The organism is Streptomyces sp. W16, assembly GCF_033194735.1.
Classification (GTDB): Bacteria; Actinomycetota; Actinomycetes; order Streptomycetales; family Streptomycetaceae; genus Streptomyces.
The window spans coordinates 1-9,014 of sequence record NZ_JAWOAI010000416.1; the positions used below are offsets into that span (position 1 = coordinate 1).

Sequence of the window (9,014 nt, forward strand, 5' to 3'; positions counted from 1 at the left end):
ATCTGGCGAACGGCCAGGACCCCGCCGCCGACGAGGGCCAGGGCGGCGACGGGTTGCACGGCGGGCGTCGTGGCGACCCAGCTGAGCAGGGCGAGCAGCAGGCCGATGCCTGCGATCCCGACGAAGACGATGACGAGGAAGACGTCCCCGGGCTTGGCCTTGGCGCGCGGCATGGATGTCCTTCGGGCAGGAGCGTGCGGGTGCCCCGCCGCTGAGTCGCGCGACGGGGCACCGATGGTGAGCGGAGCGCAGCGGTCCCTACGGGGACGTTCTGCGCGTATGGGCATGATGGACGCCGCGAGGGCGTGGCGAACGCGGTGTGACTGTCTTGTGACAACCGATGGTGTCGGCAAGGGTGCGGAAACGGATCAAGGGCCGACCCATTCGTACGGGTCAGCCCTTGATCTTCGAGGGTGAGTGACGGGACTTGAACCCAATCCTTTGCGAAGGCTTGACCTGCGGTTATCCGCAAAAGCGGACATGGGGGTTGCAGTGGACGCTCCGTCGATTGCGTTCGATGCCGTCTGTGTGGCCACGCGTGGTTCCGCGTCCACACGCTCATGGGGCGATCGCTTTGTTCGGTCAACTCCTGTGCTGTAAGCCACCATTGGTCCTGTGACGGTGCTTGTCCAGGTGCAGGGATGTGAAGAGGCCCCGGTCGCTGCGAGACGGCCGGGGCCTGGTGCCGCGCGACCCATGGAGAACGGGGTATGGGGCGGGCGAGGGTCAGTAACGGCGCCCGGGCGCAGTCTGGGTGGGTACTCGCTTGCACGGCGCCTTGTGGATGTAGAGCGTCGTGCCCGCGCCCGAGGGCGACATCTTGGGTACGTCTCTCGCCTCTTCGTCCCGCATCGGCTTATCGCAGCTCGCGCAGATCTTCACTTGCGGACTTCCTTGCGCCAGAGAATGAACCAGGCCCGGTAGAGCTCCTCCGCCTCCGGGCAGGTGGGTGGTGGCTCAGGACTGTCCACGTCGACTTTGCAGCCGGGGCAGGCGACGGAGTGGTCGAAGAGAGCGTTGAGCGCCTCGTTCACCGGGGTCGGTGCGGGTGCAGGCTCGGTCATGATGTGGAGGCCGGTAGCGGCTGGTCGGCGAGTGGCACGAGGTCGTAGGCCTGGCGGCATGGGTGGCAGGCGAAGTGGTTTCCCATCGTTCCCGGGCCGCTGCTCTGCTCGATCACCTGGATGAGGCGCACGCCTCGTGCGTAGTTCTGATGCCAGGCACACCACCCGACGGCGGTCGGGGTGTTCGCGGCTTCCGCGGTCTGCGTATTCTCCGGCATGTCGACTCCAGCTAGTCGGCCGTGCCCGGGGCCGTTCGCGCGGTCGCCGGGTTCTTTGTGCCTCGACGGTAGGAACCGCCTCACCTTCCCGGCTACGAGGTTGCACCGAATTACATGTCAGTTGTTGACGCAGACCATGGCCGACATGTGCTCTTGACCATGTGACTCACGGCCACGAATGTGATGTAAATCGCTGCAACCGACCAGCGCGGGAGGCCAGCCACAATGAACATTCACTTCGTTGGGATCGACCCTGAGACAGACGAGGATGGATGCCCGACTGTCTGGGTGGACACGGACACCTCAGACCTGCTGATCCAGAGCTATCAGGCCGACGACGAGACCAGCACGACATGCGACACCTTGTCTCCGGCCCGGGCGCCGATCCCGCCCGGCGAGACTGTCATCAGGATCCCGAGGCGCATGATCCCGATCATCAGGAAGGCGTGCGATGAACTCGATCCCGGAGTTCGCTGAACTCCTCGCCGGTACCGGGCAGTCGGCCGTCCACCTGGAGATGCGGGACACGTACTTCACCAACCCTCGCTTCGAGGCCTGGAAAAACGGCCAGCGTGTCGACTGGGACGACCGCGCCTCCTGGTGGCGGCCCTATCACCAGGACATCGCGGACGCCGTCGCGCGCGGCGTTCAGGTGCGGCGAGTCAGGGTCGTGTCCGAGCCGGTCACCGACTACATCGCCTGGGAGCATCACCAGACCCGCGCCAACGTGGAGGCCGGCGAGCAAGTCCGCTGGCTCCCCCGGCATCGCGCTTGGGACCTGCTGCTGCCGGGCAGCGATCTGTGGATCTTCGACGGGCGGCTGATGCGCGTCCACCACTTCTCGGGTGACGGTGAGTGGATCAGTAAGGAACTGTGCGACGATCCCGCGATGGTCGAGCAGCACGCGGCAGCGTTCGAACGTGTCTGGGAGCGGGCTGTCCCGCACGAGCAGTACGAGGTCAAGTAACCGTCGATGTCTACGTTCCCCACGTCCAGCGTGCAGGAAGCGCGCGCAGCTCTCGCGGCACGTCTGCGGGAGCTGCGCCTGGATGCGGGCATCACCAGCAAGGAACTCGCCCGTCTGTGCGGCTGGTCCGTCGCCAAGTCCTCCAGGGTCGAGAACGCGGTCACCGTTCCGTCCGACGCGGACATCCGCGCCTGGTGTACAGCCTGCGGCGCCGACGGCCAGACGGACGACCTCATCGCGGCCAACCGTCAGGCCGACGCCATGTACCTGCACTGGAAGAGGCTTCAGCGCACGGGCATGAAGCAACTGGCGGAGACGTCCGCCAAGTTGTACGAGCGCACCCGCCTCTTCCGGGTGTACGCCTCCCACGTCATGCCCGGCTATCTGCAGACGCCCGGCTACGCGACGGCACTCATGCGCACGATCGCGGCCTTTCGCGGCACCCCGGACGACGTGAGCGAGGCAGTCGAAGTCCGCATGCGCCGCGTTCGGGTCATCCACGAAGGCGACCACCGCTTCGCGACACTGATCGAGGAGAACGTCCTCAACCACCGGATCGGCGACCAGGACGTGATGGCCGGCCAACTCGGCAACCTTCTCGCCGCGATGTCCCTGCCGTCGATGTCGCTGGGCATCATCCCTGCGGCGGCGCCCCGGGAACAGGTCATGTGGCCGCTCGAACAGTTCACGGTCTTCGACAACACCCGCATCCATGTGGAGTTGCTCGCGGCGAAGGTGACTGTCACGGCCCCCGGCGAACTCGACATTTACCTGAGGGCGTTCGCCCGGCTGACCGAGATGGCCGTGTACGGCGCCGACGCTCGCGCCCTGATCGTGAAGGCCATCGACGCACTGCATTGACCCTAGGCAGTATGAACTGCCCCTGCATGGTCGCGATGACCGTGCAGGGGCGTTGTCCTTCAGGCTCCGTCGCCACCACGGCGGTTGATGATCGCTGCGATCAAGCGGAGTGCGGCGCCTGCCAGCTCGACGACCGCGATGCAGGCGGCGATGGATTGCACTGTGGTCATGGGGGCTCCCGATGGGAGATTGGTGCCCGGCCCAAAACCAGCGGCTTTTCGAGTGTGACAGAAGCGTCTCCTCGGGGCGTCCGCCAAGTGGGCGACAAGACGAAGCGGCCCCGCCCTCCCGAAGGAGAGTGGGGCCGCTTTCGGCTCGGGCCTAGGTCAGGCGGCTGGGAGCGTGCGCCTCCTCACCTGTCGGTGAGCCGGCCAATGACGATGGACTCGACCAAGTCGCCGTACGGACATGCTCTGTTGTGTGCCTGGAGCTGTTCCTTCACCCGGTGGCTCTCGGTGAGCTTGGCCTCGACCTCGGGGGTTCGGGCCTGCGCGTCCCGGAGGGATTTCTCGGCAGTCCTCATCGCGGTCTCTGCCTCGGGAGACGCCTTCGTGCGTCGGGTGAAGAGCCGCATCGTCAGGCGCTCCTGGGGAGTTGTGGGTGGTGGCCCAGCTCTTCTAGGAGCCGCGTGAGGGTCTTGCCCTGCTCGATCGCGACGTCCCCGCGCTCCTCTGCCTTGGCGAGCTGCTGCCGCGTGAGGCCGTGAGCGTCCCGCTCCCTCTCGAACGCCTGGCGCCAACTGTCCCTGTCCGCTGTGAGGTTGTTCATGACGTACTTCGGGACGATGACGCCGAGGACCAGCAGGACCACGACCACACCGACGATGCCGTACTGGGCGAACTGGCCGATGAGTTTTCCGATGTCGGGGTCTGAGTCCTCGGCTGCGGCCAGGGACCTGAGCAGCTCGGGGATCAACAAAGGGACCTCCTCGCCGGGTGAGCGAGGGGAGGCCCGGCGCGGTTTGGGACATGCGAAAGCCCCGGCCGTGGAGCCGGGGCTTTCTGTTGGCAGATCAGGCCGATTTGGCCTTGAGCACCGCGACTTCCGCCGGGGTGAGCGTAGGACCGTAGGAGACTGCCAATTCGGCCACTCCGGTTTTCAGCATCGGAGTACCGAGGATGCCTCCACGCCCCCTGTGCTTCAGGGCGCTCGGTCCGGGAGACGAGAGGGCTTGTGCGCCTGCCGCGTTGCTCTACCGTCCGGTCCATGAGCCAGAGCGACGAGGGCGCACAGTCCACCCCACGGCGGGACGAAGCCGAGTTGGCGCAGGAGGTCCGGGTCACTCTCCTGGAGCGGGTCAAGAAGGCCGCTGAGGAGGGCGACGGGCCGACTGCCCACCAACTCGCTTGTGCATATGCGGCTTTGACGCTTCGCCAGTCAGCCGAAGGTCACTGCCATCCTGTCAGCTCACAGGGGAACGAGCCCGACATCACTGCGGACTCGGAGGAGTTCGGGAGTGAAGTGGGGGACCTCTCTTACGTCGCCGAACAGCACTTGCGTCCGTCCTAAGGCCCCGCGGGCCAGTCGACCGAGGTGACGAGCTGTACGACCTCGGACAGCGGCCGGTTGCCCTTCTTGCTGTTGCACTTGCGGAGGCACACCGCACAGCCGGCCACACCGTGGATGGGTGCGAGGTTGTCGGGATCGAGCTTCGCTCCGCCCTTGCTCACCGGGTGGGCATGGTCGACCGCATCGGCGGCTCCATAACCGCACACGAGACAGACGTCCGACTCGGCGAGGACGCGGGTACGGAGCTTGCGGAACTCGTGCGAGGTGAGTTCGACGCGGTTGGTCGCCACGGCCGGCTCCCCCCTCACGTGCGTGCTGTGACGGGTGACCGGTCAGGAGCTAGCGGAGTCAAGGTGGATAGCCGCTGGCGTCAGTCAAGTTCCGGCACAGTGGGGGCGTGGATTGGTCCCTGCTTTCGGTCCCGGCAACCCCAGCGATTGCCGCCGCTCTCTACCTGGTCGGTTCGAAGTTCGTGATGCCGTTCGTCCAGAGGCTTACCCGGGTGGAGATCGACTCGGAACGGCGCCGTCTGTTGACCGAGGTTCTGGGCGAGACACCCGAGACCGACCTGGACGGAAAGACCGACGCGGAGTCTCGCTCTCATCCGGATCTGGAGAACCAAACTGAGACCCGGTTCGCCAAGCTCCTGGTGGAGTACTACGCCTATGGTCTCGTCCAGGCGCGCCGGAGTTTCAGCGCCAGTCTGACCTGCTCCATCCTGGGTGGCCTCGTTTTGATCTCCGGTGTAGGCATGGCGATCTTCAAGGCCGAGAGCACCGGGGACCAGTACGCCTCCGTCACGGCGAGCGTGGCGGGCCTTGTGATGACGGTGATTGGCACCCTGTTCCACAAGCGGGCCGATGCTGCGCTGAAGCACATGGAGAGCCAGACCCAGTCGCTCCGACAGGACATGAAGGTGGAGCGGGACGCCGGTCAGGCCATCAAGCTCCTGGAGAACGTCACGGATCCGACGCTCAGGGCCCATCTACAGGCGGCGTTGATCCTGAAGTTTTCCGCCGCGACGCTCCCCGAGTTGAATGGCGTCCTGAAGTCGGCCGAGGCCCTTCCGGAGCCCAGCGTCAATGGAGCAGTTCCGCATCAGCAGCCGGAGACACAGGCGCTCTGACGGCCGTCAAGAGGCGTCGCTCCAAGGATTGTTGATATTGGCCTTCGGGTATGGCCTCGGCGTAGGGCCTTCCAGGAGGTGCTGACCAGCCGGAAGCCCTGCTCACTGCCCAGGGAAGCGACGGAAAGCAAGTACTCGCCGGGCGTGACCAAGAAGTCCAGGCATGTGTAGACGTGCCGGGATCTTGGCACGTTCTGTTGCCCGAGGTCCCGGAGAAGGGATCTTCAGCAGTGGACACACTCAACGCGGCCCTGAGTGCCGCCGCAGCCCTTCTCGTCCTTGGGAGCGAGGCATTCCGTTTCCTCCGCGAGTATCGCGATCAGCGGAAGCCCGAGCAGGTCGAGGACGAGAGCTGACTGAGCCGGCCGTCTGGCGCTCCGAGGAGGGGCGTCAGACGGTTACGAGTCGGTCGGATGCGTGGGGCGACACGTGAGCTAACGGGCTTCAGGAACCGTTGCCCGGATGGGGGCGTCGCTGATTCCACAGGTGGTTTAGGTGCGGGGGGTACTCGTGATAACCGTAGTGACGTTGGTGACCGCCATCGGCGGATTAGTGGGGTTGATCGTCTCGTTGCTGTACTTGGCCAAACAGACCAAAGCCGCCGTTGACCAGGTGCACACAAGTAACACCATGGCGGGCAACAACGCGCTGGACGTGGCGATTGCCAACCTTCGGGACATCTACTTCAAGATGCTGGAGTACCCCGGCATGCGTGCTTACTTCTATGAAGCCAAGCCGACACCCGACCACGGCCTGGAGCGCGAGCGCGTCTTGATTCTCGCGGAACTCCTCGCGGATGCACTGGAGTGCGGCCTTATGTCCACTCGTCGCATTCCAGAATCGGAGTCCTATGAGGACTGGCGAGACTTCTGTCAGTTCATGCTGACCCACAGTCCCTCGATGCGCCTGATCACGTCGGAGCACCCGATGTGGTGGCGAGAGCTTGTCGCTCTCTGATGCGCTTGGGATCACGCAGCGGTTGTCAGCACGCGTCCGGCCTTGGCCCGGGTGTCCAACTCGGCCTGGGCGACGTCGAGATGACGGAAGAGCTTCTGGCCTTGGTGGTCGAGCCCGGTGACCTTCAGGTGGCCCCGGCGGGCCCAGGAGTAGACAGTCTGGACGTCCACGCCCACGAAGAGCGCGGCTTCCTTGACCGTCAGCCAGGTCTCGTCCTCCATGGCGGCCTCCCTGAAACACGAAAAGGCCCCGTCCTCGTGGGAGGCGGGGCCTGCGCGCGGACGCACTGGTGGTACTGATCGCGATTATGCGGTCTGATGTTTCAAAACACAAGCACCTTGCTGACGGGTGTCATGGCTGGGATGTGCGATTCCGTAGATGAGCCTCCACCATCTCCTGTTGATCAAGGAAGAAGCGGGACGGACTCGGGAGCGGGTCCTCGCGCAGGAAGGCGGAGAGCACCTCGATAGCCTCCTTGCACAGTGAGTCAATCCAGAGGTTGGACTCCTGATGTGTCTGGCCGAGTTGCTCGTAGTACGCAATGAGCCTCACGATCTCGAAGACCTGCTCTCGCATCTCGTCGCCATCGGGCACGACGTAAAGGGCGGCGTCGAAGGTCACGGTCAAGTCGATGAACACGTCATTCCAGGCATCCTCGCTCTCTTGGTCCTCCGTCCGGGATGCAGTGGCCTGACGGAAACGTATGAGAATCTCAAGCGCTGCCTGGCCCGTCGTGTACCGGCGTTCGCTACGGCGTTCATCCTTCGCTGTCTTGGCTGCGTGATGCTGCTGGAGCCATCCGCCCAGCAGGGCACCTCCGGCACCCACTACAGCGCCACCGAAGCCGATCAGCCCCACCAACGTTTCTGTCTGCACGGCGATCATCTTGCCGGTAGGCGGAGCACGGCGATGGCCTCCCTGCATACGGCGTCGATCCAGTGCTGGGCCTCGCTGTGGGTGTGACCAAGCTGCGTGGTGTACGCGGAAAAGCTCATGGTGTTCAGTACCCGCGTAAGCATCACTTCAGCGTCGGACACCATGTAAAGGGCGGCATCAAAGGCCGCGGCGAACTCGACCTGATGCGCGGTGCTGCCGTCCCTGCGGACGCGCTTGCGAGCGCTTGCCATGAGGGGAACACGGGAGCCTTCTCAAGATCCCGGGTGACCGCCAGTGCGGCCGCGGAGGAGCAAAAAGAGGCCGTCAACCCGCATACTGCAGGTCAACGGCCTCTTGGAGAGGGTGAGTGACGGGACTTGAACCCGCGACTTCCTGGACCACAACCAGGTGCTCTACCAGCTGAGCTACACCCACCATGCCCGGTCGTTCACTCTGCGAGTTTCCGACCGGCCGAGAAAAAGTGTACAGGGTCCGAAGGGGTGCTCGCGCACGGCTTTTACGGGGTGGGCTGGACGTGCTTCGCGGCGATCGTGCGGGCGGTGTCGGAGTCGGGGCCGGGCTGCGGGACGAAGATCGCCTCGCGGTAGTAGCGCAGTTCGGCGATGGACTCGCGGATGTCGGCGAGGGCTCGGTGGTTGCCCTTCTTCTCGGGGCTGTTGAAGTACGCCCGCGGGTACCAGCGGCGGGCCAGCTCCTTCACCGAGGACACGTCCACGATGCGGTAGTGCAGGTACTCCTCCAGGGTCGGCATGTCACGGAGCAGGAAACCGCGGTCGGTGCCGACCGAGTTGCCGCACAGCGGGGCCTTGCCCGGCTCCTTGACGTGCTCCCGGATGTACGCCAGGACCAGCTCCTCCGCGTCGGCCAGCGTCGTACCGCCGGCCAGCTCGTCGAGCAGGCCGGATGCGGTGTGCATCTGGCGTACTACGTCCGGCATCGTCTCCAGCGCCTGGTCCGGCGGGCGGATGACGATGTCCACCCCTTCGCCGAGCACGTTCAGCTCGGAGTCGGTGACGAGGGCGGCCACCTCGATGAGAGCGTCGTCGGACAGCGAGAGGCCGGTCATCTCGCAGTCGATCCACACCATGCGATCGTTCATGTGTCTAACCCTAAGGTGCGCGCCGCCCGGCTGGACCGATCGTGCGGTGACCTTGTGGTGCGGGGGCGTGCGAAAACCCCCGGAGCGCGCGGAAAACCCCGGAGCGCGAAAGCCCTCGGGGATCTCCTGGCGGAGATCCCCGAGGGCTTGCTGTCGCTACGTTGCGCCGGCCGGGGAGGCCCTACGTCGCGCTGCGCTGGCCGGGCAGGCTCGCCGCCGCCCGACTTGTGGCGTACGCCTCACGGCCGTTCTCCGCCGCCGAGGCGGAGGAGGCCGACGCGGACGCCGCCGACAGCGCGCTCGCCGCCGTACGACG

The 9,014-nt window shown here is 65.4% G+C and carries 13 protein-coding genes and 1 tRNA gene; 4 read left to right on the forward strand and 10 right to left on the reverse strand.

Annotation, left to right across the window (positions count from 1 at the left end; translation table 11 throughout):
* Positions 1 to 878 precede the first annotated feature (878 nt).
* Together R6V09_RS38310 and R6V09_RS38315 are read right to left on the reverse strand one after the other, a co-directional pair.
* The gene (locus R6V09_RS38310) at positions 879 to 1,064 is read right to left on the reverse strand and encodes a hypothetical protein (RefSeq protein ID WP_317886095.1); all 186 of its coding nucleotides are present in this window, start codon (positions 1,062 to 1,064) and stop codon (positions 879 to 881) included.
* Positions 1,061 to 1,282, reverse strand: coding sequence for a hypothetical protein (locus R6V09_RS38315; protein ID WP_317886096.1), 222 nt, complete (start codon positions 1,280 to 1,282; stop codon positions 1,061 to 1,063). Before R6V09_RS38315 ends, R6V09_RS38310 begins: the two co-directional genes overlap by 4 nt.
* A gap of 451 nt (positions 1,283 to 1,733) precedes the next feature.
* Between R6V09_RS38315 and R6V09_RS38325 the strand changes: the two genes are divergently transcribed.
* Together R6V09_RS38325 and R6V09_RS38330 are read left to right on the forward strand one after the other, a co-directional pair.
* The gene (locus R6V09_RS38325) at positions 1,734 to 2,249 is read left to right on the forward strand and encodes a DUF6879 family protein (RefSeq protein ID WP_317886098.1); all 516 of its coding nucleotides are present in this window, start codon (positions 1,734 to 1,736) and stop codon (positions 2,247 to 2,249) included.
* A 6-nt stretch (positions 2,250 to 2,255) separates the two neighbouring features.
* Positions 2,256 to 3,110 carry a helix-turn-helix domain-containing protein gene (locus tag R6V09_RS38330; protein WP_317886099.1) on the forward strand — a complete coding sequence of 285 codons (855 nt, stop codon included), beginning with the start codon at positions 2,256 to 2,258 and terminating at the stop codon, positions 3,108 to 3,110.
* Between the two features lie 352 nt (positions 3,111 to 3,462).
* Here the strand turns inward: R6V09_RS38330 and R6V09_RS38335 are convergent, their stop codons facing one another.
* The 3 genes from R6V09_RS38335 to R6V09_RS38345 form a co-directional block, all read right to left on the reverse strand.
* On the reverse strand, positions 3,463 to 3,684 hold the full coding sequence (locus tag R6V09_RS38335; protein ID WP_317886100.1) for a hypothetical protein: 222 nt from the start codon (positions 3,682 to 3,684) through the stop codon (positions 3,463 to 3,465).
* A 2-nt stretch (positions 3,685 to 3,686) separates the two neighbouring features.
* The gene (locus R6V09_RS38340; RefSeq protein WP_317886101.1) at positions 3,687 to 4,028 is read right to left on the reverse strand and encodes a hypothetical protein; all 342 of its coding nucleotides are present in this window, start codon (positions 4,026 to 4,028) and stop codon (positions 3,687 to 3,689) included.
* A 587-nt stretch (positions 4,029 to 4,615) separates the two neighbouring features.
* A complete protein-coding gene (locus R6V09_RS38345) occupies positions 4,616 to 4,909 on the reverse strand; it encodes an HNH endonuclease (RefSeq protein ID WP_317886102.1) in 294 nt (97 codons plus the stop codon).
* Positions 4,910 to 5,016: 107 nt separating this feature from the next.
* Between R6V09_RS38345 and R6V09_RS38350 the strand changes: the two genes are divergently transcribed.
* Both R6V09_RS38350 and R6V09_RS38355 read left to right on the forward strand, forming a co-directional pair.
* Positions 5,017 to 5,745 (forward strand): TRADD-N-associated membrane domain-containing protein, encoded by a 729-nt coding sequence (locus tag R6V09_RS38350; protein WP_317886103.1) that lies wholly within the window; start codon positions 5,017 to 5,019, stop codon positions 5,743 to 5,745.
* A gap of 531 nt (positions 5,746 to 6,276) precedes the next feature.
* Entirely contained in the window at positions 6,277 to 6,702 is a 426-nt protein-coding gene (locus R6V09_RS38355) for a hypothetical protein (protein ID WP_317886104.1), read from the forward strand.
* An 11-nt stretch (positions 6,703 to 6,713) separates the two neighbouring features.
* Here the strand turns inward: R6V09_RS38355 and R6V09_RS38360 are convergent, their stop codons facing one another.
* The 5 genes from R6V09_RS38360 to orn all read right to left on the reverse strand — a co-directional run bounded on the left by R6V09_RS38360 (position 6,714) and on the right by orn (position 8,698).
* A complete protein-coding gene (locus R6V09_RS38360; RefSeq protein ID WP_317886105.1) occupies positions 6,714 to 6,923 on the reverse strand; it encodes a helix-turn-helix domain-containing protein in 210 nt (69 codons plus the stop codon).
* A gap of 130 nt (positions 6,924 to 7,053) precedes the next feature.
* Positions 7,054 to 7,587 carry a hypothetical protein gene (locus R6V09_RS38365; protein WP_317886106.1) on the reverse strand — a complete coding sequence of 178 codons (534 nt, stop codon included), beginning with the start codon at positions 7,585 to 7,587 and terminating at the stop codon, positions 7,054 to 7,056.
* Positions 7,584 to 7,829 carry a hypothetical protein gene (locus R6V09_RS38370; RefSeq protein WP_317886107.1) on the reverse strand — a complete coding sequence of 82 codons (246 nt, stop codon included), beginning with the start codon at positions 7,827 to 7,829 and terminating at the stop codon, positions 7,584 to 7,586. Before R6V09_RS38370 ends, R6V09_RS38365 begins: the two co-directional genes overlap by 4 nt.
* 111 nt (positions 7,830 to 7,940) lie before the next feature.
* A tRNA-His gene (locus R6V09_RS38375) sits at positions 7,941 to 8,013 on the reverse strand.
* A gap of 82 nt (positions 8,014 to 8,095) precedes the next feature.
* Complete coding sequence (gene orn / locus R6V09_RS38380; RefSeq protein WP_317886108.1) at positions 8,096 to 8,698, reverse strand: oligoribonuclease; 603 nt, start codon at positions 8,696 to 8,698, stop codon at positions 8,096 to 8,098.
* Between the last annotated feature and the right edge of the window lie 316 nt (positions 8,699 to 9,014).

What these genes read in the sequence shown, in the direction of transcription:
- R6V09_RS38365 (WP_317886106.1), bottom strand. Translation starts at nt 7,587, where the DNA reads ATGATCGCCGTGCAGACAGAAACGTTGGTGGGGCTGATCGGCTTCGGT.
- R6V09_RS38315 (WP_317886096.1), bottom strand. Translation starts at nt 1,282, where the DNA reads ATGCCGGAGAATACGCAGACCGCGGAAGCCGCGAACACCCCGACCGCC.
- R6V09_RS38330 (WP_317886099.1), top strand. Translation starts at nt 2,256, where the DNA reads ATGTCTACGTTCCCCACGTCCAGCGTGCAGGAAGCGCGCGCAGCTCTC.
- R6V09_RS38360 (WP_317886105.1), bottom strand. Translation starts at nt 6,923, where the DNA reads ATGGAGGACGAGACCTGGCTGACGGTCAAGGAAGCCGCGCTCTTCGTG.
- R6V09_RS38370 (WP_317886107.1), bottom strand. Translation starts at nt 7,829, where the DNA reads ATGGCAAGCGCTCGCAAGCGCGTCCGCAGGGACGGCAGCACCGCGCAT.
- R6V09_RS38335 (WP_317886100.1), bottom strand. Translation starts at nt 3,684, where the DNA reads ATGCGGCTCTTCACCCGACGCACGAAGGCGTCTCCCGAGGCAGAGACC.
- orn (WP_317886108.1), bottom strand. Translation starts at nt 8,698, where the DNA reads ATGAACGATCGCATGGTGTGGATCGACTGCGAGATGACCGGCCTCTCG.
- R6V09_RS38310 (WP_317886095.1), bottom strand. Translation starts at nt 1,064, where the DNA reads ATGACCGAGCCTGCACCCGCACCGACCCCGGTGAACGAGGCGCTCAAC.
- R6V09_RS38325 (WP_317886098.1), top strand. Translation starts at nt 1,734, where the DNA reads ATGAACTCGATCCCGGAGTTCGCTGAACTCCTCGCCGGTACCGGGCAG.